This is a genomic window from Bacillus sp. 22446, assembly GCF_052044955.1.
Taxonomy (GTDB): Bacteria; Bacillota; Bacilli; order Bacillales; family Bacillaceae; genus Bacillus; species Bacillus altitudinis.
Window position 1 is genome coordinate 226,128 of record NZ_JBQEOD010000001.1, and the last position, 24,656, is coordinate 250,783.

The 24,656-nt window shown below is 40.7% G+C and carries 29 protein-coding genes and 2 riboswitches; of the genes, 5 read left to right on the top strand and 24 right to left on the bottom strand.

Features of this window, described 5'->3' with window-relative positions; translation table 11 throughout:
* Positions 1-109: 109 nt before the first annotated feature.
* Entirely contained in the window at positions 110-358 is a 249-nt protein-coding gene (locus ACTJJD_RS01185; RefSeq protein ID WP_008344492.1) for a ferredoxin, read from the top strand.
* Between the two features lie 34 nt (positions 359-392).
* Here the strand turns inward: ACTJJD_RS01185 and ACTJJD_RS01190 are convergent, their stop codons facing one another.
* Positions 393-974, bottom strand: a complete 582-nt coding sequence (locus ACTJJD_RS01190; protein ID WP_008344490.1) for an ECF transporter S component — start codon at positions 972-974, stop codon at positions 393-395.
* A 149-nt stretch (positions 975-1,123) separates the two neighbouring features.
* A riboswitch (FMN riboswitch) is annotated at positions 1,124-1,256 on the bottom strand.
* A 287-nt stretch (positions 1,257-1,543) separates the two neighbouring features.
* On the opposite strand from ACTJJD_RS01190, the gene serA reads away from it, so the two are divergent.
* Entirely contained in the window at positions 1,544-3,118 is a 1,575-nt protein-coding gene (gene serA / locus ACTJJD_RS01195; RefSeq protein ID WP_017359773.1) for a phosphoglycerate dehydrogenase, read from the top strand.
* A gap of 32 nt (positions 3,119-3,150) precedes the next feature.
* Here the strand turns inward: serA and ACTJJD_RS01200 are convergent, their stop codons facing one another.
* The 15 genes from ACTJJD_RS01200 to ACTJJD_RS01270 all read right to left on the bottom strand — a co-directional run bounded on the left by ACTJJD_RS01200 (position 3,151) and on the right by ACTJJD_RS01270 (position 16,960).
* Positions 3,151-3,798, bottom strand: a complete 648-nt coding sequence (locus ACTJJD_RS01200) for a M23 family metallopeptidase (protein WP_242730622.1) — start codon at positions 3,796-3,798, stop codon at positions 3,151-3,153.
* 100 nt (positions 3,799-3,898) lie between these two features.
* The gene (locus ACTJJD_RS01205) at positions 3,899-5,005 is read right to left on the bottom strand and encodes a sigma X negative regulator (RefSeq protein WP_242730624.1); all 1,107 of its coding nucleotides are present in this window, start codon (positions 5,003-5,005) and stop codon (positions 3,899-3,901) included.
* Positions 4,965-5,525 (bottom strand): RNA polymerase sigma factor SigX, encoded by a 561-nt coding sequence (gene sigX / locus ACTJJD_RS01210; protein ID WP_007501006.1) that lies wholly within the window; start codon positions 5,523-5,525, stop codon positions 4,965-4,967. Before sigX ends, ACTJJD_RS01205 begins: the two co-directional genes overlap by 41 nt.
* A gap of 202 nt (positions 5,526-5,727) precedes the next feature.
* Positions 5,728-7,509 carry an ATP-binding protein gene (locus ACTJJD_RS01215; protein ID WP_024718919.1) on the bottom strand — a complete coding sequence of 594 codons (1,782 nt, stop codon included), beginning with the start codon at positions 7,507-7,509 and terminating at the stop codon, positions 5,728-5,730.
* Positions 7,506-8,228 (bottom strand): response regulator transcription factor, encoded by a 723-nt coding sequence (locus ACTJJD_RS01220; RefSeq protein ID WP_003215596.1) that lies wholly within the window; start codon positions 8,226-8,228, stop codon positions 7,506-7,508. The genes ACTJJD_RS01215 and ACTJJD_RS01220 overlap by 4 nt, the downstream gene beginning before the upstream one ends.
* An 86-nt stretch (positions 8,229-8,314) precedes the next feature.
* Positions 8,315-9,493 carry a c-type cytochrome biogenesis protein CcsB gene (gene ccsB, locus ACTJJD_RS01225; protein ID WP_440608032.1) on the bottom strand — a complete coding sequence of 393 codons (1,179 nt, stop codon included), beginning with the start codon at positions 9,491-9,493 and terminating at the stop codon, positions 8,315-8,317.
* Positions 9,477-11,156, bottom strand: a complete 1,680-nt coding sequence (gene resB, locus ACTJJD_RS01230) for a cytochrome c biogenesis protein ResB (protein WP_440608033.1) — start codon at positions 11,154-11,156, stop codon at positions 9,477-9,479. Before resB ends, ccsB begins: the two co-directional genes overlap by 17 nt.
* A gap of 1 nt (position 11,157) precedes the next feature.
* Positions 11,158-11,688 carry a thiol-disulfide oxidoreductase ResA gene (gene resA, locus ACTJJD_RS01235; protein ID WP_017359780.1) on the bottom strand — a complete coding sequence of 177 codons (531 nt, stop codon included), beginning with the start codon at positions 11,686-11,688 and terminating at the stop codon, positions 11,158-11,160.
* Positions 11,689-11,778: 90 nt separating this feature from the next.
* Positions 11,779-12,513 (bottom strand): 23S rRNA pseudouridine(2605) synthase RluB, encoded by a 735-nt coding sequence (rluB, locus tag ACTJJD_RS01240; protein WP_007501012.1) that lies wholly within the window; start codon positions 12,511-12,513, stop codon positions 11,779-11,781.
* Between the two features lie 134 nt (positions 12,514-12,647).
* The gene (locus ACTJJD_RS01245) at positions 12,648-13,184 is read right to left on the bottom strand and encodes a spore maturation protein (protein ID WP_035391619.1); all 537 of its coding nucleotides are present in this window, start codon (positions 13,182-13,184) and stop codon (positions 12,648-12,650) included.
* A gap of 4 nt (positions 13,185-13,188) precedes the next feature.
* Positions 13,189-13,776 (bottom strand): nucleoside recognition domain-containing protein, encoded by a 588-nt coding sequence (locus tag ACTJJD_RS01250; protein ID WP_440608034.1) that lies wholly within the window; start codon positions 13,774-13,776, stop codon positions 13,189-13,191.
* On the bottom strand, positions 13,764-14,915 hold the full coding sequence (locus ACTJJD_RS01255; RefSeq protein ID WP_017367523.1) for a D-alanyl-D-alanine carboxypeptidase family protein: 1,152 nt from the start codon (positions 14,913-14,915) through the stop codon (positions 13,764-13,766). The genes ACTJJD_RS01250 and ACTJJD_RS01255 overlap by 13 nt, the downstream gene beginning before the upstream one ends.
* Positions 14,916-15,025: 110 nt before the next feature.
* A complete protein-coding gene (locus ACTJJD_RS01260) occupies positions 15,026-15,505 on the bottom strand; it encodes a YpuI family protein (RefSeq protein ID WP_061419515.1) in 480 nt (159 codons plus the stop codon).
* Between the two features lie 113 nt (positions 15,506-15,618).
* Complete coding sequence (gene scpB / locus ACTJJD_RS01265) at positions 15,619-16,212, bottom strand: SMC-Scp complex subunit ScpB (RefSeq protein ID WP_008344462.1); 594 nt, start codon at positions 16,210-16,212, stop codon at positions 15,619-15,621.
* A complete protein-coding gene (locus ACTJJD_RS01270) occupies positions 16,202-16,960 on the bottom strand; it encodes a segregation/condensation protein A (protein ID WP_440608035.1) in 759 nt (252 codons plus the stop codon). Before ACTJJD_RS01270 ends, scpB begins: the two co-directional genes overlap by 11 nt.
* Before the next feature lie 210 nt (positions 16,961-17,170).
* Between ACTJJD_RS01270 and ACTJJD_RS01275 the strand changes: the two genes are divergently transcribed.
* Positions 17,171-17,263, top strand: a complete 93-nt coding sequence (locus ACTJJD_RS01275; RefSeq protein ID WP_008359694.1) for a YjcZ family sporulation protein — start codon at positions 17,171-17,173, stop codon at positions 17,261-17,263.
* Positions 17,264-17,351: 88 nt separating this feature from the next.
* A complete protein-coding gene (locus ACTJJD_RS01280; RefSeq protein ID WP_072367786.1) occupies positions 17,352-17,876 on the top strand; it encodes a DUF309 domain-containing protein in 525 nt (174 codons plus the stop codon).
* 226 nt (positions 17,877-18,102) lie between these two features.
* On the opposite strand, the gene ACTJJD_RS01285 is transcribed toward ACTJJD_RS01280, so the two are convergent.
* The 7 genes from ACTJJD_RS01285 to ACTJJD_RS01315 all read right to left on the bottom strand — a co-directional run bounded on the left by ACTJJD_RS01285 (position 18,103) and on the right by ACTJJD_RS01315 (position 22,452).
* On the bottom strand, positions 18,103-18,456 hold the full coding sequence (locus ACTJJD_RS01285) for a GNAT family N-acetyltransferase (RefSeq protein ID WP_017359785.1): 354 nt from the start codon (positions 18,454-18,456) through the stop codon (positions 18,103-18,105).
* Positions 18,457-18,569: 113 nt separating this feature from the next.
* Positions 18,570-19,034 carry a 6,7-dimethyl-8-ribityllumazine synthase gene (ribH, locus tag ACTJJD_RS01290; protein WP_007501031.1) on the bottom strand — a complete coding sequence of 155 codons (465 nt, stop codon included), beginning with the start codon at positions 19,032-19,034 and terminating at the stop codon, positions 18,570-18,572.
* 26 nt (positions 19,035-19,060) lie between these two features.
* On the bottom strand, positions 19,061-19,684 hold the full coding sequence (gene ribB, locus ACTJJD_RS01295) for a 3,4-dihydroxy-2-butanone-4-phosphate synthase (RefSeq protein WP_017359786.1): 624 nt from the start codon (positions 19,682-19,684) through the stop codon (positions 19,061-19,063).
* A gap of 11 nt (positions 19,685-19,695) precedes the next feature.
* On the bottom strand, positions 19,696-20,346 hold the full coding sequence (gene ribE / locus ACTJJD_RS01300) for a riboflavin synthase (RefSeq protein ID WP_242730626.1): 651 nt from the start codon (positions 20,344-20,346) through the stop codon (positions 19,696-19,698).
* Between the two features lie 252 nt (positions 20,347-20,598).
* Positions 20,599-20,740, bottom strand: a riboswitch (FMN riboswitch).
* 114 nt (positions 20,741-20,854) lie between these two features.
* The gene (locus ACTJJD_RS01305; RefSeq protein ID WP_008344451.1) at positions 20,855-21,199 is read right to left on the bottom strand and encodes a hypothetical protein; all 345 of its coding nucleotides are present in this window, start codon (positions 21,197-21,199) and stop codon (positions 20,855-20,857) included.
* A gap of 234 nt (positions 21,200-21,433) precedes the next feature.
* Entirely contained in the window at positions 21,434-21,670 is a 237-nt protein-coding gene (locus tag ACTJJD_RS01310; protein WP_017359788.1) for a DUF2164 domain-containing protein, read from the bottom strand.
* 200 nt (positions 21,671-21,870) lie between these two features.
* Positions 21,871-22,452, bottom strand: coding sequence for a TetR/AcrR family transcriptional regulator (locus tag ACTJJD_RS01315; RefSeq protein ID WP_242730628.1), 582 nt, complete (start codon positions 22,450-22,452; stop codon positions 21,871-21,873).
* A gap of 250 nt (positions 22,453-22,702) precedes the next feature.
* Between ACTJJD_RS01315 and ACTJJD_RS01320 the strand changes: the two genes are divergently transcribed.
* Positions 22,703-23,965 (top strand): MFS transporter, encoded by a 1,263-nt coding sequence (locus ACTJJD_RS01320; protein ID WP_242732070.1) that lies wholly within the window; start codon positions 22,703-22,705, stop codon positions 23,963-23,965.
* A gap of 30 nt (positions 23,966-23,995) precedes the next feature.
* Here ACTJJD_RS01320 and ACTJJD_RS01325 read toward each other — a convergent pair whose 3' ends face one another.
* Positions 23,996-24,433, bottom strand: coding sequence for a peptidylprolyl isomerase (locus ACTJJD_RS01325; protein WP_007501040.1), 438 nt, complete (start codon positions 24,431-24,433; stop codon positions 23,996-23,998).
* Positions 24,434-24,656 lie beyond the last annotated feature (223 nt).

Sequence of the window (24,656 nt, forward strand, 5' to 3'; positions counted from 1 at the left end):
GAATTTAAAATCATTACAATAAGGTTTGAGGAAATTGGTTTTTTATCGGTGAAACTAAAAAGGTTAAACCATTTGTTCCATCGAACAATCTGGGAGGTATTTTTTTAACATGGCAAAATATACAATTGTAGACAAAGACACATGTATTGCTTGCGGCGCATGCGGTGCAGCTGCTCCAGACATTTATGATTATGATGATGAAGGCATTGCATTTGTCACGCTTGATGACAATCAGGGGACTGTAGAAGTTCCAGAAGTACTTGAAGAAGATATGCTTGATGCATTTGAAGGTTGCCCAACTGACTCAATTAAAGTTGCGGACGAAACTTTCGATGGTGATCCACTTAAGCATGAATAGGATAAAAGCCCCTTTAAAAGGGGCTTTTTTTATATTAACTATTTTGAAGTCGGCGTTTATTTTCAAACCATGGACGCATTTTGACAAAAATGAAACTAAAAACGATGGTGATGATGATTCCTTTAATCAGGTTAAAAGGCAAGATCCCTGCTGTAATGGTTGCCTTTAGCACATGATCTGACAGGACGGGTGCATTCAAAAACCATGTATAAGCAGGTAGGAACAAGAAATAGTTTAAGATGCTCATCATGACTGTCATGAGTAATGTTCCGAGAATCATGGACCACGCTAACCCTCTTGCTGATTTAATCTTTTTAAAAATAAAAGCCACCGGTAAGATGAATAGTACACCTGCTGTAAAATTCGCTACTTGATCCACAGGAACACCGGACATGCTACCATGAATGAGGTAGTGCAGTAGATTCTTTAAAGCTTCAACAGCAATCCCAGCACCTGGCCCATAAATTAAAATTGCAATAATCGCAGGAATATCACTAAAATCAATTTTTAAATACCCAGGAAGCCCAGGGAAAGGGAAATTCAATAACATTAATACAAATGCGATACTGCTAAGCATGCTGATGACGACTAAACGTTTTACTTTACTTTGATTCAATATTCTCTCTCCTTTTCGATCAAATCTTTCGAAAAGAGGATTGTTCAATTTTAGCCACAAAAAAACCGCTCTGAATACATACACAGGAGCGGGAAATTTAGGCTACACAAATAAACGTATAAACAGACATGTTTTCAACGTTTACGAACCTCCATCTTCTCCCATCCAGACTATACTGTCGGCTTCGGAATCACACCGAATCCTGCCAAAAAAGGCTCGCGGGCTTAGAGACTATGCCTCATCACCGCCGGTAGGGAATTACACCCTGCCCCGAAGATTGATCATTATTCAATTCGACATCATTATATATGATATATGAGCATTTGTACAGATAAAAATCCTGAGCAAATTCATCAGTTTTAAGAAATCGTAAAAAACCTAAAATTTATAATGACAAATGCGTAAAAATTGGTTATCTTTTGTTTAAAGGTGTCCATTCTTGATCAAGACACTAAAAAATGTTCGTGTTTTCTTTTTCGCTTTACTGCTTTAATTTGATTGACACAGTGAAAAGGAATATGGTAAATTATCAGATATTTATGACGTTTATTTTAGGAGGAAATCTTACGATGTTTCGAGTATTAGTCTCAGATAAGATGAGCAATGATGGTCTTTTACCACTATTAGAATCAGATTTTGTTGAAATTGTTCAAAAAAATGTAACAGAAGCAGAAGATGAATTACACACGTTTGATGCCTTACTTGTCAGAAGTGCCACAAAAGTGACAAAAGAACTTTATGAAAAAATGACTTCATTAAAAATTGTTGGCCGTGCCGGTGTGGGAGTCGACAACATTGACATTGATGAAGCGACAAAACACGGTGTGATTGTCATCAATGCACCAAATGGGAATACGATTTCAACGGCAGAGCATACGTTTGCGATGATCTCATCTCTCATGCGTCATATTCCTCAAGCCAATATTTCTGTGAAATCAAAAGAATGGAACAGAGGCGCATATGTTGGTGCTGAGCTTTACGGAAAATCTCTTGGGATTGTTGGCTTAGGCAGAATTGGAAGTGAAATCGCCCAGCGTGCAAGAGCATTTGGCATGACGGTCAACGTATTTGACCCTTTCCTCACAAAAGAACGTGCCGAAAAAATTGGTGTCAATGCAAAATCACTTGATGAAGTGCTTGAAGTATCAGATATTATTACGGTACATACACCTTTAACAAAAGAAACTAGAGGACTTCTCAATAAAGAAACAATCGCAAAAACGAAAAAAGGTGTTCGTCTAGTGAACTGTGCACGCGGCGGCATCATTGACGAACGCGACCTTCTTGAAGCACTTGAAAATGGTCATGTCGCAGGGGCTGCTCTCGATGTATTTGAAGTAGAACCACCTACTGAGAATCCACTTGTGGATCATCCAAACGTCATTGCCACTCCGCATCTTGGTGCATCTACAAAAGAAGCACAATTAAATGTGGCGGCACAAGTCTCTGAAGAAGTTCTTCAATTTGCAAAAGGACTCCCGGTCATGTCATCTATTAATCTACCAGCGATGACAAAAGACGAGTTCAAAAAAATCCAGCCTTATCATCAATTTGCGGGAAAACTTGGACGTCTTGTTTCTCAATCGATGAGAGAACCTGTAAAAGAAGTCAGCATTTCATATGAAGGATCTATCGCAAAACTCGAAACATCATTTATTACAAAAAGTCTGCTTTCTGGCTTTTTGAAAGAGCGCGTCGATTCGACTGTAAATGAAGTCAATGCAGGTATGGTGGCAAAAGAACGTGGCATTAGCTTTAGCGAGAAAATTTCTTCAAGCGAATCTGGCTATGAGAACAGCATTTCCATTGAAGTCAAAGGTGACCTTTCCACCTTTACATTAAAAGCAACGTATATCCCGCATCTAGGTGAACGTGTCGTTTCTATTAATGGTTTCAATATTGACTTTTACCCAGATGGGCACCTTGTCTATATTCAGCATACTGACGCACCTGGTGTGATCGGTCAAGTTGGAAAGATTTTAGGCGACCACGATGTGAACATCGCGACAATGCAAGTAGGCCGTAAAGAAAAAGGCGGCGAAGCCATCATGATGCTTTCTTTTGACAAGCACCTTGAAGATGAAATTGTCCAAACGTTAACTGAAGTAAGCGATATTCTTTCTGTGCGTCTGATTGACCTATAAAAAATGGTAAACCTCATGCAAAAGCATGAGGTTTATTTTGTTGAAACGATTAAACGTTCACCCGTACGTATGAGATGCGTTGTCAGTCCATTGATTTTCTTCAATTGATCAACAGTCATTTGATGTGCTTTAGCAATGGACCAGAGCGTGTCCCCTTGTTGTATGACATATGTATGTTTCTCATATCCATCTACATGAAGGGCTGGCTCTTGGAAACGATCTCTTGCAATGATTGTGAGCGGATCTACTGCATCTTCTTTACTAACTGACCAATGACCCCTGTGCACCTCAAAATGCAAATGAGTGCCCCTAGAAGCGCCTGTGTTGCCTATGATGCCGATCGGCTGTCCTGTTTGTACATGGTCACCATTCTTCACAAAACGCGCATTTAAATGCGCATAGACGGTTTCATATCCATTTGGATGCCGAATAAATACAACTTCTCCATATGTAGCAGATACATAGGAACGAGTAACCACACCTTCGCTAGCAGCCAAAATGGATTCTCCTTCTGGTGCAGCAATGTCTAGCCCCTTATGCGAACCACCTCTTGTCCCAAACAAATCAGTGACTTCACCTTTGATTGGTTCCACCCACTCGGTTGTTTTCTCTGCATGGGCAAACGGTGATAAGGTCAAGAACAAGAAACAGCTAGCACATATGTAGCAATACCTTTTCATCAGTGACTTCCCTTCTTTGAAGTTCTTTTCATGACAGCTTAGTATACCTCAAGGAAGCCCTTTTCTATACATGAAAAAAGAACGCAATAAGTTGCGTCCTTTAGCGTTCTTTGATAACAACCGGGTTTGGCAGTGCCGGTACCTCTAGCGGTTCTTTTAATTCATATGGGCCTACTTGATCTGTTCCTGCATTTTGTATCGTGACATCTGTAAAACCGAAATCTTTCGCTGTGAGCAGCAGTCCTTCAATAAGTAAAATATGATCAATTGAGTCCGTTAATTGTGCTGATGCTCCAAACGTGATGGTTGCATGTTTTCCTTTTGATGTCACCTTTTGAATAGGCTCTTCTTTAATGAGTGGATCGAGTCCTGCATCATTCGCCCGCTTCATCGCCTCTACCGCATCTTTATAAGAAGGATAATCATCTTTTGACGGCACCAAAAATGTCCCGCTCTTATTTTCTAAAACGTAGTAAGCGTGCTTTGTTTGTTTATTAATTGAAATGGTACCAAGACGGCCATTCGTCCCTAATTGAAGGTGCGAGCCATTGACAGACTTGACCTGTACTTGTTTATATTGGCTCCATTTTAACGTTTCTTTGACCATGTCTTTAAAACGATTGGCTTCTTTTAATGTATCAACAGACAAATCATTTTTCAGCTGAAAAATCAGTGTATCCCCTTTTTCACTCACATCCACCATATCCATATAAGCTTGAAGAGGTTTTGTCATTTCAGGCAGCTCCAGTTTTTCGTATGTATCAAGAAGCGCCTGCACATCATCATGCTTATTTTCTTTTTGAATACTGATTGGGACAACTTGAGAAGTCGATTCATCTATGTATGAAATCGTCATATACTTTTCTTTGTCAGATGCATAAGCAACATGTGAAGGATCATTTGTGTTTTTTACCGCCTCTAATGTAGCATTCACCTGTCCTTTTTCAGCACTCGAGTCCATTTTCACTTTCTTTATATCTTGAGCAGCCGGCTGAAATAAATGAGGAGAAATCAAAAACGCCATAAATAAGACCACAACGGTTGCGACCGCTGGACCGATCCATCTGGCACTTTTCTTTTTCTTCCCGCTTGCCATCAGCATTTGCTGGTAAATCTGCTTAGATGAACGGTTGTCCTCCACCTTTGGAAGCTGACTGAGTAATACTTTAATTCGTTCTTCGCTCCAATTGGACCTGTTCGTTTTCATTCACTAGCTCCTCCTTCAAAAGCTCCATATGTTTTCGGAGCACTTTCAGGCCTCGGTGCTGCGTTGTTTTGACTTTGCTTTCCGAGAACTTTAGCGCCTTGGCCGTCTCCATGATTGAGTAGCCTTGGATAAACCTTAAAATGATGACGGCTCGTTGATCAATGGTGCAATGATCAAGTGCGGCATAAATTTCTTTGATATTTTCATCCTGTACAGCCAATTCATCTGGGAGCAGGTCTGGATCTTTTACATCCTGTTTATCCCAATCAAACGTGCCGAGCACCCGTTGTCTGATGGTTTGCTGTTTGCGAAACCAGTCAATTGCCACATGCCTTGCAATTGAAAACAGCCATGTTTTCTCGCTGCTTCTTCCTTCAAAAGTTTTATATGAGTGAAGTACCCGAATGTAAACCTCCTGCACGAGATCCTCTGCCTGATTTTTATCTTTTACCATATAAAATAAAAATTGGTACAAATCTTGATGGTACGAATCATATATTTTTTGAAAGGTTTCATGCATAGGAAACCCCTCCGTTCACTTATTTTTGTCGAGTGACTCTCACAAAACGTTACATTACAACTTTATGACAAATATATTACAAGATCGACAATTTGGAAAGGGCTTTTTGTTTAACTTCTCCTTAAAAATATGAAAATAGAAAAAACACTTCATTTTCTTTCGAAAAGAAGTGTTTCTCATGTAACAAGATTCTTCGTCAAGATTAGACGAGTTCCTGCTTTTTTTTCGGAATATAGAAAGTGAAGTGAGTACCTGTTCCAGCTTTACTATGTGCATGAATGGAGCCTTGATGCGCTTCTACGATGTTTTTCACAATCGCAAGGCCCAGCCCCGTACCGGAACGTCCTCTTGTTCTTGCTTTATCTGCTTTATAGAACCGTTCAAAAATAAACGGGAGATCCTCTTCAGGAATGCCGCTTCCCGAATCTTTCACATCCATCTTGAGCCCATTTTCCACCGATTGAACTGAGAAGTGAACTTCTCCGCCTTCTGGTGTATGACGAATGGCATTATCGATGAGATTTGTAAAAACCTGTTCTATTTTATCTGGATCAAATACAAAATACGGTTCTTCTACTTGAATTTCATACGTCAGGTTGATTTGTTTTTCTTTCGCAATTCCAAGGAATTTACGGTAAATTTTTTCAGTCAGCTCTTCTGTATCAGTTGATTCAAGATTCAGTGTAATATGACCAGCTTCCATACGTGCGAGATCGAGAAGATCATTCACAAGACGCCCCATTCGAAGTGATTCATCATAGATAATTTGGGCAATCTCTTTCTTTTCCTCTTCAGATCCGGCAATGTCATCGACAATCGCTTCACTATAGCCCTGGAGCATAGCAATAGGTGTGCGGAGTTCATGACTAACATTTGCAATGAAGTCTTTTCTTAGCTTATCCAGTCTTCTCTCTTCTGTCATATCGCGAAGTACCGCTACCGCTCCTCTGACATCTTGCTGATTATAAAGCGGAGACATGAGAAGAACCCAAGTACGCCCTTGCAGCGTGACTTCGATCATTTGCTCTTTTTCCGTACTGACGGCAGTATGAAACAATTCACGCGCTTCTGGCGGCAGTTCATCCCCATCTTTGATCTTCATATTTTGCTCGTAATACCAAGCCTGCAAGAATCTTTCTGCAGGAGGATTTGTCATGAGGATCGTTCCATCAATATTGATCGTGATGACACCGTCTGCCATACTGCTCAGAATGTTGGACAAATGTTCTTTTTCTTGATTTAAAGCGGTTATATGAAATTTAAGCTGCTTACCCATTTGATTAAAGGCGATCGCCAGTTCCCCAATTTCATCTTGCGTTAAAATAGGAATCTTTGTATCAAATTTCCCTTTCGCCAAATCTTGTGCTCCCTCCCTCATCTTTCTAAGAGGATAGGTGACACGAGTGGATAAGAAGAAAGCGAAAATCGTGGTGAGCACAATCGCAATTCCGGCTGCGAGGAAGATATAACGCGTCGTATGTTTTGTCGTCTGCTCTACTGCGAGGAGGGATTGAGAAAGAAAGACCATCCCTTTCTTTCCGTTCGCCTCGTAAGGAACACCTACTACAATGCGTTCATCCTTCTGATTGCCTGTATCAGATTCAGCTCGTTTACTGATTTTTTTTCGTTCTGTCAGTGCCCTGTTCAAATCTTTGTCTGCTTCAATTTGTTCTTTTGTGATCGCAGGAAGCTTCCCGCCTTTTTCAGACGAATACCATTCTAGTCCATCCTCTTGAACAATCGCGATACTTGTCAATTTATCAGCTAGTTCTGATGTAATCGATCTTGCAAGCGATTGATCCTCATGGCTTTCTAAAATGACTGCTACTTTGTTGGCCATTTGTGTTAAATCAGACTTTGCTTCTTCCACATGGTAATTCTCAATGAACTCTAAAAGAAGCACAGTTAAAATCGATAAAACAATGAGCACGAGGAAAAGAATGGTTAACCATAGCTTTCCTACGACACTTTTCCACAGCTTCATTCAGCGCCGACCTCAAATTTGTACCCGACACCCCATACTGTCACGATTTTTTTCGCTGCTTCTGGTGACACTTTATTTAGTTTTTCGCGAAGCCTTTTGACGTGAGTATCCACTGTTCTCAGATCCCCAAAGAATTCATACTGCCACACTTCTTTGAGAAGCTTTTCCCTGTCATAGACCTTATCCGGTGTTTTTGCCAAGAAGTACAAAAGTTCGTATTCTTTCGGCGTGAGGCTGACTTCTTTTCCATCTGCTGTGACCCGGTGTGCATCATGATCAATAGATAGATGAGAAAACACGAGAACATCTTTTGTGGTTGTTCCAGTATTAAGGTATGACGTTTGAGACGATCTTCTTAGCAGTGCTTTCACACGAAGAACCACTTCACGCGGGCTGAAAGGTTTGACGATATAATCATCCGTTCCTGCCTCAAAGCCTTGCACACGGTTAGCTTCCTCACCTTTTGCTGTCAGCATAATAATTGGTGTGGCTTTTTTATCTCGGATTTGATTACACACTTCAATCCCATCTGTCCCAGGCATCATTAAATCAAGCAAAATGAGGTCATAATCGGTTTGAAGTCCTTTTTGAATGGCTTCATCCCCATTTTCCGCTTCATCAATTTCATAATTTTCCCGTTCTAAATACATTTTTAAAAGGCGACGAATTCTTGCCTCATCATCGACGACTAATATTTTCGTTTGAGTTGTGTGTTCCATTAGACAATCCTCCTGCTTTCTCCGTTGTTACATACATTTTAACAAAAAGCCGAATCGAATCATAAAAGTTGGCCTTTTTCATGCGATTACGCGTAAGAATGAAGCCCGGCAATCACTAGGTTGACAAAGATGAGGTTAAACATAATGATCGCAAATCCGATTACAGCAAGCCAAGCGGACTTTTCACCATGCCAGCCTCGTGATAACCGAAGGTGGAGATAGGCGGCGTAAAATAAAAATGTAATTAAAGCCCATACTTCCTTCGGGTCCCATCCCCAGAATCTCGTCCATGCAATTTGTGCCCAGATCATCGCAAAAATAAGACCGCCTAACGCAAATACAGGGAATCCTATGGAAACAGCCCTGTATCCAATTTCATCGACTAAATCAAGATTCACCTGTCTTACGAGCGGCTGAAGCAGCGCACTTAGTCGTTTGCGAATGATCAATCTTAGCAGTCCATAAATGATCAGCCCAACGCCAAATGACCACAGCACTGTATTCACCTTTCTACCTGAAAAAACAGGCGGCAGATCAACCACAGGCTCTAAACGATCTTTTGTGATAAGTTCTCCTTTATGAGGTCCTACTAAGGCAGGCAGCTCATAGACCATGACGCTCTCTTCTTTATTTTTATCTACCCAATTAAATTCCGCTTCATACCCTGTCATTCTAAAGATGGACGTGACAGCGATAAATGCAAGGGTGACCACAATCATAAACATGACCAGCTCTAAGCCAAAGGTTTTCTTCCCCGGTTTTGTTTGATCGACATGCTTCAAAAGAAAAATCACACCTGCCACAAAACTGATCGCCAAAATGGCTTGACCAAGCGCTGCTGTCGTGACGTGAATATATAGCCAATTACTTTGAAGCGAAGGAATCAACGGTGAAATATCCGATGGAAACATGCTTGCATAAGCAATGATTAATAAAGCGATTGGAAGTGTGAATAAACCTAGCACAGACACTTGATAGACAAAATATAAAATAATAAATGCGAGCACCAGCATCATGCCAAAGGCTGTGGTGAATTCAAACAGATTACTGACTGGTGCGTGACCAGACGCGATCCACCTTGAAATAAAATAGCCAAATTGACTCAAAAAACCGATGATGGTGAGCGTTATGCCGATAAGTGCCGCCTTGTTTTTGCGCGGACCATCTTCCTTCTTTTTTCCTTTAATGGCCCCTCCAAAAAAAGGAACTGCCGCTAAATACAATAGAAAAGCTGCAAATAACAGGTTTTCACTGACTGCCGCCATCTAATCCTTCCCCCTTGCTTTTGCTGATACTTGTTGTATCAGGCAGTTCTTTTTGATCCACTGGCTGTTTGATGCCACTGCCATGCAGTAACACCTTGAGATCAGACTTTAAGCCGAACCAGTTTTTGTTTGTATGTCCTGCCACAAACACTTTTCCATCCTTTGCCGACAGCCAGATTCTTCTATGCTGCCAGTACATCCCTTGTACGACACCAATCATAAAGATCATTCCGCCAACAATAAGTACCCAGAGTGTTAAGTCTTTTCGAACCGTTAAACCTGTCACGTTTTTTGTTTCAACCCGGTCAAATTTCATTTTATAAAGATTGTTATCAGAATCCTCTACTGTCTCTTGAATCGCGACAAAACTTTTTTCACCTTTTGGTTTTTCAGGAGAGATCATTTCAAATACGAACGCAGGATTATTCGGATTCCTCGTTTTCGTACTAGGTGTGCCATCTTCGTCAAAATAAAAATCAGGCAAATAACTCATCACCTTGACTTTGTAACCGCTACCAAGATCATATTCTGACTTAGGCTCCAGCAGATTAATCTTTACTGTTCCGAAAGATTTCTCAGTATCTTTTCGAATCAGCTGAAAGACCATTTGATCGAGTTCATTTTGTTTAAAATCCACTTGATATAATGAGAAATTGTCAAACTTAAGCGGTTCATTCACTTTAATATCGTGTTCTGTTACCTGCTTCAGCTTTGGTTTTTCACCAAAAACAACTTCCCCTTCACGTTTGTATAAAACGGCATCGGTTTTATAACTTTTGACGACTTGACCATCGCCAGCCTTTTCAATAGCATTTTCAAAGACTTCTTTTTCTTTTTCAGATTCATAGCGGTCAATTGAAAACGCATTATTCTTTAAGAAGTATTGGCCTCCCGTTCCTGGGATTGGTGCCGTTTCGCCTTCTCTTACCCATAATGTTTCATCCACGTACATTCCTGGGACAAATCGAAGCATGGATCCAATGAGAAATATAATTAATCCAATATGATTGACGTAAGGTCCCCAGCGGGAAAAGCGGCCTTTTTCAGCTAAAATATGTCCATCTTCTTCTCTTACGCGGTAACGCTTTTGTTTCATTTTACTAACGATGCCTTCATATGTATGTTGATCTAATGTTTGATTTGTTTCGCTGAAAAGACGCTGCCTTCTCATAAAACCTTCTTTTTTGACAACCCCTTGATTTTTGAGTGCGCGATAAAGTGGAATCACTCGATCAAGGCTGCAAATCACAAGGGAAATTCCGATAGATGCGACAAGGGCTAAAAACCACCAAGAATTATAAAGATCATGGAATCCAAGGATGTAATATAACTTGCCAAACGACCCATATTGCTCCTCATAATAAGTGGAAGCTGATGCACCTGGCGGAATAAACCGCTCCTGCGGAAAAATAGTTCCTAGCGAAGAAGCTAACAGTGTGATGACAATGAGCCACACACCCACTTTTACGGAAGAAAAAAAGTTCCATACTTTATCAACAATCGTTTTGTTGTATGTTTGCGAGCGTCTTGCACTGCCGTCATATCTCATATCAAGCAGCTTTGATGAATTTTTCTCTTTTGCTGCAATGGGATTCCCGCATGATTCACATAGAACAGTACCGATTGGATTAATATGTCCACACTCGCACTTTACCTCTTTCATTCTATGACCCCTTTGGTTTAATCAAATTCATATATTCATAGACATTACGTTCTGTCATCGTCCCCTTTATGACTTTGATTACTTTGCCTTCAGGATTAATTAAAAATGTGGTTGGCAGCGGCGTAATATCATATGCCTCTGTCACTTGACGATCTTTGTCCATGGCAACAGGAAAATTCACGCCATAAGCATCCATAAAATTCTTCACAGCAATATTGGATTCCCCCACATTCACGGCAACAATTTCGACACCGCGATCCTTGAACACTTCATACTGATTTGCCATATAAGGGAATTCCTGCTTACATGGACCGCACCATGTACCCCAAAAATTGAGAAAGACGCCTTTGCCTTTTAAGTCCTTTAATTCAATCCGTTCCCCATCTACCGATTGAAGGACAAAGTTCGGCGCAATAGATCCTTCTTTGATTTGATCCTGTTTGGCAAATACTGAGTTATACATCGTATAACACAGTGCAGCAAGCATCACGAGGAGAATGCCCGTCCGTATGAAAAATCGTCTTTTCTTCATCTGAAGTACCCCTTCCCCATAGACATTCAGGTAAATTATAGCATTCTCCTTCTTTTGATGCTTCTTCATTTTTTGAAGTTTATGTGAAAATTAAAAAGCGCTTTTCCCATGATCCGCAATCGCTCTTAGGCGTTTTACTTCATGCGGCGTCAATTCTCTGCGATCTCCTGGTCTCATGCCTTCAATATGAAGGAAAGCATATTGCTCTCTTTTGAGTTTTAAAACGTCGTGACCGATTGCTTCAAACATGCGGCGAACCTGTCTATTTCTGCCTTCATGAATGGTTAATTGCACAATACATGTTTGCTTTCGTTTATCAATCGAGAGCATTTTGGCACGGGCAGGTGCTGTTTTTTTATGGTCTAACATGATTCCTTTTTCTAGCTTTCTAAGCAATTCTTTTGAAGGGATGCCTTTTAGTTTCGCTGCATACGTTTTATCAATTTCATATTTCGGATGCATGAGCTTATGAGCAAATTCGCCATCATTTGTAATCAAAATTAAACCGCTCGTATCATAATCCAACCGGCCGATTGGATACAGACGCTGCGGAACATCATCAAAGAAGTCTGTCACGACTTTTCGTCCTTTATCATCCTCGGCAGCTGAAATGACGCCGCGCGGTTTATAAAGCATAAAGTAAACCGGTTCTTCTCTTTCAAGCTTTAAGCCATTGACTTCAATTTTATCTGAAGAGCCCACCTTTACTCCGAGCTCTGTCACTGTTTCACCATTAACGGTAACTCGTCCTTCTTTAATTAATTCTTCAGCCTTTCGTCTAGAAGCGACGCCGGCATGGGCAATTACTTTCTGTAAACGTTCCATTTGTCTTTCACCTCATGTACTATCTTACTTGCTTGGCTTGAAACAAACAAGCATTCGTGGAAAAATAAGCGTTTCATCTGTCTAATTTCAACAAAAAAGCTGTTTTCCATCCACGAAATAAAAAAAGCACCTGATTAGGCGCCGCTAAATAACAAACTGACGATAATAATCGATGCAATGATCCCAATCAGGTCTGCTAACAGCCCCACTTTCAGTGCATCTCCCATTTTTTTAATACCAACTGCTCCAAAATAGACGGTTAAAATATAAAGGGTCGTATCCGTTGACCCTTGCATAACGGCGGCAAGCTTGCCGATAAAAGAGTCTGGACCATAAGTCGCAATTAAGTCTGATGTCATACCAAGCGCCGCTGTTCCTGATATAGGACGAATAAACGCAAGCGGCACCACTTCTGTAGGAACTCCAATCGCTGTGAACACAGGTTTCAATAATTCCATGACAAAGTCAAGGGCACCTGATGCTCGGAAAATCGTAATGGCGACAAGCATACCGACTAAATATGGAATGATTGAAAAGGCAATTTGAATGCCTTCTTTCCCGCCTTCTACAAATGTTTCGTACGTCGGTACTTTTTTAATCGTCCCTGCAATTAATATTCCTGCGATGATCAGTGGAATCAAAGCAAGTGACAGCCAGTTAATAAATGCCACAAGATCACCCCCGCTTGCTTCTGCGATAGTGGAAATAGCGATCAATCATAATCGCACCGATACCTGAAATAAGTGTCGCCAAAATGGTTGGGCCTACAATATCTGTTGGCTGATCTGCGCCATAGGTCATACGAATGGCAATGACAGTCGTTGGCACAAGTGTGATAGAAGATGTATTGACTGCTAAAAAAGTGATCATAGACCGGCTCGCCTCATTTTTTCCGCCATTTAATACTTTCATCTGCTCCATCGCCTTAATTCCAAGTGGTGTAGCGGCATTCCCAAGGCCAAAGAAATTTGCCATGAGATTGGACAGAATATACCCCATCGCTGGATGATTCGCAGGAATCTCAGGAAATAGTTTTGAGATAAAGGGCCGGCATAATTTACTAAAGAAATGTAACAACCCCGCTTCTTCTGCGATCTTCATCAATCCTAGCCAGAATACAAGAACACTAATCAGCCCTATTGAAATGGTGACCGCTTCTTTTGATCCTTTAAAGACCGCTTCATTCACTTCATGCATCGTTCCGTTAAACATTGCATAGACAAGACCGATGACCGTAAGGAATACCCAAATCAGATTGACCATGAAGATCCGCCTATCGATGTCTGAAAGACAGATTTAAACATTTCTTGAAAGCTTTTTTGAGGCATTCGGTTGCGTTTGTTTTCATAAAAAATCGGGACTTGCTCAATCACCTGACCATCCAGTAAGAACGTCATTTTCCCTACTACATCTGGGATCGCTTCTTTGTTTTTCTCCCATTTCTTTTCAGGCGTCAGCATTTCCGTTTCGATTTCCACTAGTTTTTTCTCATCCTCATTTAGTAAATAGTCCACATCCCGCTTAATAAACGCTTTTTTTTCGTAAAAAGTCCCTTTTAACGAAGCGAGCCTGCCTTTTTCAGCAAGCACATACGTTTTATAGTGATCAAATGCATACTCAAACATTGAGATATGATCCTTCCAGTCATCCGGTGCATTAATCGTCACAGCAATGAGCGCAGCATCTCCTTTTGCAGCTGTGGAGACAAGTGTGCGTTTTGCAAGTTTTGTATATCCTGTCTTCCCTCCAGTCGAATATTGATACAAACCCGTGAGCAGCTTGTTTTTATTTTTCCAATAACCCTCGATTGTTTTTGCTTTATAAAAGGTGGTACCGGCAATTTTTTGATATTGCTGATGCTTCATGGCGTACTTCGTTAAGATCGCCATATCATAAGCTGATGAATAATGGTTTTTATGATCATCGAGTCCATGCGGATTTTGAAAATTCGTATTCTCCATGCCTAGTTCAGAGGCCTTTTGGTTCATCATAAAAATAAAGCCTTCTAAGCTGCCGCCAACATGTTCTGCAATGGCAACAGCTGCATCATTTCCAGAGCGCAGCATGAGCCCATATGTCAAGTCTTCTAAACTCACCTTCTGTCCTTCCTTTAAATAAATCGAAGAACCTTCCGCTTGAATCGCACGTTTTGACACTTTGACCATGTCGTTCATTTTTCCTGATTCAATGGCTAATACAGCCGTCATAATTTTTGTGATACTGGCGATTCTTCTTTTTTCGTGCTCGTCCTTTCCAAATAGGACTCTGCCTGACTGTCCATCTATTAAAATGGCGCTTCTCGCACTCACCGATAATGAGACGTCTGCTTGAGCGTGTGAGGAAAAAGGCAGTAAGAGTGTTAATAGAAGAAGGACTGCTGTTCCAATTTTTAAATAGGGCATGTTCATTCACGTCCTTGTCCGTTTTGTACAAGTGTATGCGCGGCTGAAAAAGTTATGATGCCTCGTCCATAAAAAAAAGCAACTCTCATGTGAGAGTTGCTTTGTCTTCTTTATACCATTTTCATTTGCTGATGAGATGTTGTATATTCCAGCTCTTCTCTCATCGTTAAAAAATCTTTTTCTAATGAAGAAAACAAACGTTTGACCTCAGCCGATACTTCATAATGGAAAACAATGCAGCTTTTTCCTGTGTAGGCTGAACGGCTATTTTCATACCAAGTATCCTTTTTTGGTGTAAAAAATTCTTCAATACATTGATGATAAATACGATGAAGCGTCTGCTGTGCGGCTTGCTGCGGGAATGTCTGCTGCTGCCTGATTTTCCTACAAACCGCCGCGGCATCCTCGCTATAAACTGCAAGCTTCCGCAATGTACTTAATATGTCACAATAATAGGCTTCCGCTTCCGGGTTTAATCGTTTCAAGCTTGATAAGGTAGCTTCGTTCAGAAAATCATTCACTTCAACTGCAACCTTTGATAAAAAAACGCCTGCTTGATCAACTTGAGCCTTTACATTCATATGTGCCATTTGTTTCGTGTTTACCTTCCCCTCATGGCTTTGTCACCATTTTATCTTTCAAACGAAGATTTTAGACCTAAAATCTTTTTTATATTTTATCATACATTTTTCCTTATTTTGAACTATTTTATCTCTTCAAATGTTTGATTGAAGTTTTCAAAAAAGAGATCAGCCTCTTCTTGTACCCCATCTGCTTCCACATTCTCTGGAAGTGGCGGTAATTCGTCTAATGCTTTTAAACCAAATTGCTCTAAAAAGGTAGGTGTTGTCCCATAAAGAATCGCTCGTCCCGGACCATCGGCACGTCCTACTTCACAGAGCAGTGCTTTGGCAACTAAACTATGCAGCACTCGTTCTGATTTCACGCCTCTGATCTCCTCGACTTCGCTGCGTGTAATCGGTTGTTTATACGAGACAATGGCGAGCACTTCTAGCGCTGCCTGTGACAAACCTTTCGATGGTGTCTCTACTAATTTTTTTAAATATACGCTGTATTCTTTTTTCGTCAGCAGCATATATGAATCTGCATATTCAATAAGCTCAATCCCTCGTTCTTGTTTTTGATATTCTTCCTTTACGGCAGACATAATATCAAGCAACGCTGCCTCATCAACTTCAAGAACAGACATGAGCTGTTTTCTTGTTAAGCCTTCATCACCTGCTGCATATAGCAGCGCTTCTAAGATGGCTTTCCAATTCACGATATCAAGCGTCATGAATCGTTTCACTCCCTATGATATAAATATCTTCAAAGTTTCCTTCCTGCTCCAGCATGATTTGATGGCTTTTCATCAATTCGAGAACAGCAAGAAACGTCACGACAAGGTGTTCCTTTTGATCATGTTGAAATAAAGTCATAAAATTGGTCCGCTTTTTTGTTTTTCTTAAATGGTTCATAATCTCATTCATTTTGTCTTCAATCGGGATTTCTTGTCTTGTAATCTTTGATGGTGCTGGTTTTGTTATTTTTTTGCGGTTCAATACCTTTTGGAACGCACCTAACATATCATACACCGTGACGTGTAAGTTTGTGTCCTTCGCTTCTGCTTCTTTTGCAAAATCACTTAAATCACTTGGTGGTTTTGTGAAGGCGTTTTGCCGCTCTTCTTCACGTTCCTTCAGTTCTTGCGCTGCATTTTTATACTTGCGGTATTCAATTAATTTACCAATCAGCTCATCACGAGGGTCCTCTTCTTCTTCCATCAGGTCTTCATCAAACAGCTCTTCCTCTTGTTTTGGAAGAAGCATTCTGCTTTTAATGCTCAGGAGAGTTGCAGCCATCACCAAATACTCACTTGCAACATCCAGTTCAAGCTCCCTCATCGTGTGGACATATAATAAATACTGCTCCGTAATTTTAGCGACGGGAATATCATAAATATCAATTTCCAAACGGTTAATTAAATGTAAAAGCAAGTCCAAAGGACCCTCAAACGAATCTATTTTCACCTGATATTCCAGCATTCTTTTCTCACCATTTCTACTGTCTTCTAAGTACCGTTTTCATCGGCTAACCTTTAGTATAAGACACGATAAAGCTCTCGTCCAATATAATTTCGACCATGAGGCAGCAGGCAAAAAAAGAAAAACAGTGGATTCGCCCATACCAATGAGGGCATTTATACATAGAATACCATTGTAATCAGAACTGATGAAAAAGGAGGCCGTAACATTATGGGAGATGGTTATTACTTCGGCGGAGGATTTGCGCTTATTGTTGTGCTGTTCATCTTGCTGATCATCGTTGGCGCGGCTTGGGTTTATTAAAGAAACAGAGCGTCCTTTCATAAAGGGGCGCTCTTTCTTCTTTTCTTTTCGGTATGTTAGACTGATAGTGGAAAAGGAGATGACCGCTGTGTATCCTAAAGCGTACGTGGCTTTTTTACATGAATTTCATACGACAAGAGATTATTTTGAGTGTCATGAAATTCTTGAAGAATTTTGGAAAGAAGATCCTCCTCATCAGCGCAAAAAGTACTGGGTGGGTCTCATTCAGCTTGCTGTTGCTTTGTATCATCAAAGACGAGGAAATGGAAAAGGAGCAAAACGGCTGATTTCAAACAGCCTTCATATATTAGATTCGGACCGGAACGTACTAACAGAATTAGGTCTTGATGAAGAGGCATTTCTTTTACTGCTGAGAACACTGAAAAAGAAAATCGATGAAGACATGCCCTACGAAAGTGTGATGCTGCCAATCCGAGATGAAACGCTTCTTTCTTTATGCCAAGAGATGGCGGAAAAAGAAGGCTTAACCTTCGGACAGGAGAGCAACTTATCCCATACATTCTTAATTGAAAAGCATAGACTGCGTGATCGGACGGACGTATTGCTTGAACGTGAAAAACAGATGGAACGTAAAAAAAGCAGAGGCATATAACCTCTGCTTCAGCGTGTAGACAAACCCTCGCATTCGGTGTCAGTCCTGCGTGCCGGTGCTCACGAATATCGAATTCGCTCCGCTCCAGTACTCGTCCTTCCTAGACTGCAAAGGTTTCTATCACGCTGAAAAAAAGAAGACAAAGGGCTAAAATCAAGTTCATTTTAGCCCTTTGTCAACAATCTAAAGCAGAGGCATATAACCTCTGCTTTTACATGTGTGATATTTAGTTTGTTTCATTGTGACACTTATGAAAGAAGCCTTGCGTTAATTCATTTGGAATGAGTGTTTTCGTTTTGAATACTTCTTCCACGGCTAATACCATTTCCTTGCCGATGCCTTGGTCACGATGGGACGGATTGACACTAATATGTTCGATTTGTACTTGGTCGTCTGTTTTCAGCACACCAATCGCACCGACGATATCCTCACCATCTTTCCAAAGGAACAGCTGCCGATCTTCATCCATTTCATACGACTTTATCGTCTGCTGAAGCTGTTTGACGTCTTTCTCACCCGGCATAAAGGACAGGAGTCCCATGGCAATTTTTTCAAAAGACCTCTTGTAACGAATTAACATATATACCCCTCAATATTAAAATTATCCTATTTTCCAGCAAATGTCTTATGAATCACTTGCTCATCACACATTATAAACACTTTTAGGTTGTTTTTAAACTCTTTTTCATCAAATTAACGAAACGTTCGATTTAGGTTGGCCATTTCAATAGCCGCTGCAGCCGATTCACTGCCTTTATTTCCAGCCTTTGTACCGGCTCTTTCAATGGCTTGTTCAATAGATTCTGTTGTCAGTACACCAAAGATAATCGGCACCCCTGTTGAGATGGCACTTTGTGCGATTCCTTTAGCCGCTTCATTACAAACATAATCGTAATGTGATGTTGCCCCGCGAATCACGGTTCCAAGTGTAATGACTGCATCATATTTTTTTGTTTCTGCTAGTTTTTTTGCCATATACGGAATTTCAAAAGCCCCCGGCACCCACACGACATCAATATCGTCACCGTTTGCTCCGTGTCTGAGCAATGTATCTTCTGCTCCATCTAGCAGTTTGCTTGTAATAAAATCATTAAATCTAGCGACGACGATTCCAAACTTTAATCCTTCTGCTACTACATTCCCTTGTATTGTATTCATATGTTCATCATCCTTTTTTGTGATTTTTATTTTGTTTTCATTGTCGTTGTTTGCTTGTTTATATATGCCTGCAACGCTTCAATCGTCAGCATCTTTAAATCGTGTTCTTTTTGAATTTTTTGTAGTTCGGGTACGCGGGCCATGGTTCCATCTGCATTCATAATTTCACATATGACACCCGCTGGCACTGAACCCGCAAGTTTAGCAAGATCAACGGCTGCTTCTGTATGACCTGGTCTTTCTACTACGCCTCCCTCTTTCGCAATAAGAGGGAAAACATGACCTGGGCGGGCAAAATCTTCTGGTTTTGACTCTTTATTTAACATGGCCAAAATGGTCGTTGAGCGCTCAAAAGCACTTATACCAGTTGTCGTTGACGTATGGTCGATGCTCACTGTAAATGCTGTATGATGTGCATCCGTATTTCGCTCGACCATGGGATGCAGATCCAAGTGTTTCGCAATCGAGGCATGAACTGGTGTGCAAATAAGACCTCTTCCATGTAAAGCCATGAAGTTAATGACTTCCGGCGTTGCATGCTCAGCAAGTGCCACAAAGTCTCCTTCATTTTCTCTGTCTTCATCATCTACTACGATAATGATTTCTCCTCGTTTCAGGGCATTTACTGCCTCATCAACTGAATGATACATACAATCGCCTCCTAGAATCCGTGCTCTTTTAAAAATGATGGGGTTAATCGTGATGGCTGCTTTTCGTTTTGCTCTTTTGTTAAAAAGCGATAAATGTATTTACCGATCATGTCACATTCAATATTTACTACATCCCCCATAGATTTAGTCGGGAAAATAGTTCCTTCAAGCGTATGTGGAATGATAGAAACTGTCACATGAGCATCTCGTAAATCGAAAATAGTCAAGCTGACGCCGTCTATTGCGATCGATCCCTTTTTTGTGAGCATATCTGTGAGGGTCTTGTCCATTTTCAAATCATAGTAAATGGAATTACTCTTCTTTTCTACACGGGTAATCACAGCCGTTCCATCAACATGGCCTGAAACAAAATGACCGCCGAATCGTCCATTTGATGACATCGCTCGCTCTAAATTCACTTGGCTACCTGGTGCAAGCTGATCAAGTGATGTCGCTTTGACCGTCTCAGGCATCACATCTGCCGCAAACTGTTCTTTTGTGAAGCTTGTGACAGTGAGACAAACGCCATTGATGGCGATACTATCGCCTAGGTGAACATCTTCTAGTACACGACTGCACTTGATGATAATTTCCATGGCATCTGCGGATCTTTTGCTCAATGACTGGACTGTACCCACTTCTTCAATAATCCCCGTAAACATGTGATCCTCCCTTTCTCTTTCTTTTGTATTTCTCACTTTATGAAAAAGCGATGTTTGGGACATGTGATCGATTGAACACCTTCGTCGCTTTTTATGGTCCATACAAGGTAAATGAGGGATCACCTAATAAACACTGCATGCGATGACTATATTGACATACAGAAAGCCCCGGAAAAATTCCGGGGCTGTGGTTTTTTTGCATTAGAAATAAAACTATGATCAACACATATTTTTTGTTCATACATAGCTTTCGTTATCCTTCTCCCATCCAGACTTTCACTGTCGGCTTCAGCTTCTCACTGAATCAACCGTTAATAAATTAACGGGTCACGGGCTGTAAAGCATTTGCTTTATTACCGTCGGTCGGGATTTTCACCCTGCCCCGAAGGATACAATCGATATTTAGCTGTCCTTAGGGGCTATTATAGCGATCCTTGTGGTCAAATGCAACAATCAAGATTTATCACCTGTTCATAAAAAAAAGCCTCCCTATAGGAAAGGAGACTTGTTAATTGACGACTTTTACTACTTTTATAAGACCGTCTATTCTTTTTTCATTACTAAAGTATGCTTTAATACGATCGCCTTTTTTCAGATCGGCCACATCATCTTCAAATTTCTTTCCGTTAAAAATGATTTTCGTGCCATTTTTGGCTTGACCGTAATACTCATCACCATCAATTTTTGTAATGGTATATTCATAGATGGTGTAATCTTTATCATTATTCGTTAAACTTTCGCCAATGGCTGTTGGCACATCTTCAATTTTCATGCCATTCATGTATAAATAACCTGCGCCTAAACAAAGCAGTAAAACAAATAAGATTGCGATTTTTAATTTGATTTTCCCCATATTTAGAACCTCCATCATCTGCACTTCGCCTATTTGTATGTTCTATTCCTTCTTTTGATGAAATAAAACCAAAAAAGCTGATTTTCATTAATGGTTACTTATATAACGATTCAAGTGGACTTTTGGTTCCACCTTTTCATCATTACATATGATACGAATATGCGTTCTTTATTAAGGGGGTCTTTTTTCCTCTTTATCTGTTAGCAGGGTGAACAAGAAAAACGAGCTTTTTGATTATATTCTTTTCTCTAATGCGAATAGATCTTCCTCTAACAATTGAGATCTTTGAACAGCGATATTTCGGCTGTCACGAACCCCTTGATTATAATAGTAGCTTCCAAGATGTTTTGTGATAAATTCTAATATATTGATGGCTGCTAATTCACCAATCTCCTCTTCTCGTTCTTCAGCAAAGTAACGCTGAATGGCAATCATCATCTGGTTTTTTTCTTCTTTTGTTAATGGTTTCAAAGTATCTCCTGCTTTCTTTCAGCATGATCACACGCTTTTTAGATGTGCACTTTCACTTATTTTTAGAGCTACATATGGTGACACTCACGAATACGAATGTTTGTTCCCTTATCATATCACAAAAACGTGTCCATCACACCCTAAAAGAAAAAGCGTGCTTTAATCAATGGATCAAAATACGCTTTCTTTATATAGACTATTTATTTCAATATGGATAGTATCGTCGCTACAGAATGATCTACAAATGAACGCTCTGGGCGAGATTTCATGAGGACTGTAAGTCCAATAAAAGAAACAACCAGCGCCTGTGCTAAGGCTTTGGCATTCAGACTGCTTTCGAGCTCACCCGAGCGAATACCTTGTACAATTTTTTCTTCAAAAATGACCGAAAGATACATCTGATGCTCTCTTGTAAGAATTTCAAATTTCTCTTCGTGGGGGGCAAGCTCGACTATTGTATTGATGCAGAAGCACCCTTTACTCGGCCCATTTCCATATTCCTCTTCTACTAATTCAGCAAATAATATATGAAATGCTTCCTTTACAGATAGATTGTTTTGAAGTTTTGTTCGAATGTGGGCAGCATGCTGAGTTGTATATTTGCGTAATGCCGCTTCAAACAATTCCTCTTTATCACCGAACGCTGAGTATAAGCTTGGCCGCTGTATTCCCATTTTTGCAGTTAAGTCGCTTAATGTAGTCGCTCTATACCCCTTCTCCCAAAAAAGCAACAAGGCCTCATCCAACACTTTTTCCTCATCAAATTCCCGTTGTCGAACCATTATCAACCCTCATTTCTATCATAAAAATCTCTTCACTAAATCAATCATCTATTTCTTATAAGGATTTTTTACTCATCGGTATATTATCATTTTATTTTATTGACGTATCATTGTCAAACCGACTGCCCCTCTCAAGATCTTCACTACATCATCTTGACTTTAAAACGTTTCTCTGGTTATCCTTAACAGGAATCATTTTATACCAAACAGTATATTATACTATTTAGTACAAAAAGAGAGGATGACATGCATGAAAAAAGAAAAAATGAATGCCGTTGAACATTCTGATCTAGAAACGACTCATTTACAAATAAACACCCGATCAACGATGACTCGCAATATGGCTCTACTGTTTTCGACAGCCTCAGGGATGGCAGTTGCAAACATATACTTTGCACAGCCATTATTAGACTCCCTCGCAGCCGAGTTTGGTATCAGCTATTCATCCGTTGGTATGGTCATTATGATTACTCAGCTTTGTTATGCGCTAGGACTGCTACTGATCGTACCACTTGGTGATCTGTTCAACCAACGGCGGCTCATCGTAGCTCAAATGCTAGTATCCGTGTTATCTCTCATTCTAGTCGGTATCGCCCCTACCGCCACCGTCCTGTTCATAGGACTAGCTGCGGTGGGACTGCTCGCTGTAGTCACTCAGGTACTCGTAGCATTCGCAGCGACATGGGCCGCTCCTGAAGAACGTGGCCGCATAGTGGGCTTGGTTCAAAGTGGAATTGTGATTGGTATTCTTCTCGCACGAACGTTTGCTGGTGTACTAACCGATCTCGCCGGCTGGAGATCAGTCTATCTCGTTTCCGGCGTGATGATGCTGATCATAACTGGCGTGTTGTACCGGTATCTTCCGCGTGCTGACAGCAAGAGAGTCTCCATATCCTATGTGAACTTGCTCGCTTCAATGTTTATATTGTTCAGACAAGAACGAATTCTACTTATTCGTGGCGTACTGGGTTTTCTGATCTTTGTTGTGTTTGGCACGCTGTGGACTTCACTTGTGCTGCCTCTCAGCACTACGCCATACAATCTGTCACATACGGCAATTGGTGCATTTGGCATTGCTGGAGTTACCGGAGCATTAGGTGCCGCTCGAGCTGGAAGCCTTGCTGATCGAGGCTTAGGACAGTTAACAACGTGCATCGCCCTTGTCCTATTACTCTTTTCATGGTGTTTTATCTTTTTCACTGAATATTCCCTCATTTTATTAATCGTTGGTATAGTCATTCTTGACCTATCTGTGCAGGCCGTTCATGTGACCAATCAAAGTATGATTTTCATGGTCCGGCCTGAGGCGAGAAGCCGGCTGACTGCTGCTTATATGATTTTTTATTCCCTCGGCAGTGCGCTCGGTTCTATTGTATCAACTAACATATACGCAAACGCTGGCTGGAATGGGGTATGTTTATTTGGAGCCTCTATCAGCGCCTTAGCCCTTTTATATTGGATGATCACCTACCGCTTCACGGCACAGATCACAGGAACATCAGATGTAAAATAAAAAAACACCGCAATTAAGCGGTGTTTTGGATTAAGCATCGATCACTTCGACTTTTTCCATGCCTTGTCCTTGTTCCATATCAAGAACAGCTTCGATACCAGATGTTACTTTGCCAAAAACAGTGTGAACACCGTTTAAGTGCGGCTGTGGGTCATGTACGATAAAGAATTGGCTGCCGCCAGTGTCTTTACCAGCGTGTGCCATTGATAATGAACCTCTCTCGTGCTGATGAGGGTTTCCTTCTGTTTCACATTTAATTGTGTAACCAGGTCCTCCAGTTCCATTACCGTTTGGATCGCCACCTTGGCTTACGAACCCTGGGATCACGCGGTGGAATTTCAATCCATCGTAGAAGCCTTCATTCGCTAATTTTTCAAAGTTTGCTACTGTACCTGGAGCAGCCTCTGGGTAAAGTTCAAACTCAATTTTCTTTCCATTCGTTAATTGTATGTATCCTTTTTTCGCCATTTTTCACATTCTCCTTTCAGGTTAAACAACGCTCATTATAGCACATTTTCGGTGATGTTAAACATCCCCTGCTTGTCGAATGTGATTTACCTCTTTTGCCATCATTGATAAAATAAAAGAGCTTGATCCTTTTCTCCTAAGGAAATGATCACAGACTGAGCAAATCACTTCATCATATTGGAGGTTTCAAACATCTTTAAAAGAAAATTGAAACGTCAGACTG

What these genes read in the sequence shown, in the direction of transcription:
- ACTJJD_RS01260 (WP_061419515.1), bottom strand. Translation starts at nt 15,505, where the DNA reads ATGGCACATATGAATGTAAAGGCTCAAGTTGATCAAGCAGGCGTTTTT.
- serA (WP_017359773.1), top strand. Translation starts at nt 1,544, where the DNA reads ATGTTTCGAGTATTAGTCTCAGATAAGATGAGCAATGATGGTCTTTTA.
- ribH (WP_007501031.1), bottom strand. Translation starts at nt 19,034, where the DNA reads ATGAATACAATACAAGGGAATGTAGTAGCAGAAGGATTAAAGTTTGGA.
- ACTJJD_RS01255 (WP_017367523.1), bottom strand. Translation starts at nt 14,915, where the DNA reads ATGCCCTATTTAAAAATTGGAACAGCAGTCCTTCTTCTATTAACACTC.
- sigX (WP_007501006.1), bottom strand. Translation starts at nt 5,525, where the DNA reads ATGCATGAAACCTTTCAAAAAATATATGATTCGTACCATCAAGATTTG.
- ACTJJD_RS01205 (WP_242730624.1), bottom strand. Translation starts at nt 5,005, where the DNA reads ATGAAAACGAACAGGTCCAATTGGAGCGAAGAACGAATTAAAGTATTA.
- resB (WP_440608033.1), bottom strand. Translation starts at nt 11,156, where the DNA reads ATGAAAGAGGTAAAGTGCGAGTGTGGACATATTAATCCAATCGGTACT.
- ACTJJD_RS01250 (WP_440608034.1), bottom strand. Translation starts at nt 13,776, where the DNA reads ATGGTCAATCTGATTTGGGTATTCCTTACGGTCATCGGTCTTGTCTAT.
- scpB (WP_008344462.1), bottom strand. Translation starts at nt 16,212, where the DNA reads ATGACGCTTGATATCGTGAATTGGAAAGCCATCTTAGAAGCGCTGCTA.
- ACTJJD_RS01315 (WP_242730628.1), bottom strand. Translation starts at nt 22,452, where the DNA reads ATGGTTCGACAACGGGAATTTGATGAGGAAAAAGTGTTGGATGAGGCC.
- ACTJJD_RS01220 (WP_003215596.1), bottom strand. Translation starts at nt 8,228, where the DNA reads ATGGAACACACAACTCAAACGAAAATATTAGTCGTCGATGATGAGGCA.
- ACTJJD_RS01185 (WP_008344492.1), top strand. Translation starts at nt 110, where the DNA reads ATGGCAAAATATACAATTGTAGACAAAGACACATGTATTGCTTGCGGC.
- ribB (WP_017359786.1), bottom strand. Translation starts at nt 19,684, where the DNA reads ATGTATCATTCAGTTGATGAGGCAGTAAATGCCCTGAAACGAGGAGAA.
- ACTJJD_RS01325 (WP_007501040.1), bottom strand. Translation starts at nt 24,433, where the DNA reads ATGGCGAAAAAAGGATACATACAATTAACGAATGGAAAGAAAATTGAG.
- ccsB (WP_440608032.1), bottom strand. Translation starts at nt 9,493, where the DNA reads ATGGCGGCAGTCAGTGAAAACCTGTTATTTGCAGCTTTTCTATTGTAT.
- ACTJJD_RS01320 (WP_242732070.1), top strand. Translation starts at nt 22,703, where the DNA reads ATGAAAAAAGAAAAAATGAATGCCGTTGAACATTCTGATCTAGAAACG.
- ACTJJD_RS01285 (WP_017359785.1), bottom strand. Translation starts at nt 18,456, where the DNA reads ATGTTAATTCGTTACAAGAGGTCTTTTGAAAAAATTGCCATGGGACTC.
- ribE (WP_242730626.1), bottom strand. Translation starts at nt 20,346, where the DNA reads ATGTTTACGGGGATTATTGAAGAAGTGGGTACAGTCCAGTCATTGAGC.
- rluB (WP_007501012.1), bottom strand. Translation starts at nt 12,513, where the DNA reads ATGGAACGTTTACAGAAAGTAATTGCCCATGCCGGCGTCGCTTCTAGA.
- ACTJJD_RS01275 (WP_008359694.1), top strand. Translation starts at nt 17,171, where the DNA reads ATGGGAGATGGTTATTACTTCGGCGGAGGATTTGCGCTTATTGTTGTG.
- ACTJJD_RS01270 (WP_440608035.1), bottom strand. Translation starts at nt 16,960, where the DNA reads ATGCTGGAATATCAGGTGAAAATAGATTCGTTTGAGGGTCCTTTGGAC.
- ACTJJD_RS01305 (WP_008344451.1), bottom strand. Translation starts at nt 21,199, where the DNA reads ATGGGGAAAATCAAATTAAAAATCGCAATCTTATTTGTTTTACTGCTT.
- ACTJJD_RS01215 (WP_024718919.1), bottom strand. Translation starts at nt 7,509, where the DNA reads ATGAAGCTGTGGAAAAGTGTCGTAGGAAAGCTATGGTTAACCATTCTT.
- ACTJJD_RS01200 (WP_242730622.1), bottom strand. Translation starts at nt 3,798, where the DNA reads ATGAAAAGGTATTGCTACATATGTGCTAGCTGTTTCTTGTTCTTGACC.
- resA (WP_017359780.1), bottom strand. Translation starts at nt 11,688, where the DNA reads ATGAAGAAAAGACGATTTTTCATACGGACGGGCATTCTCCTCGTGATG.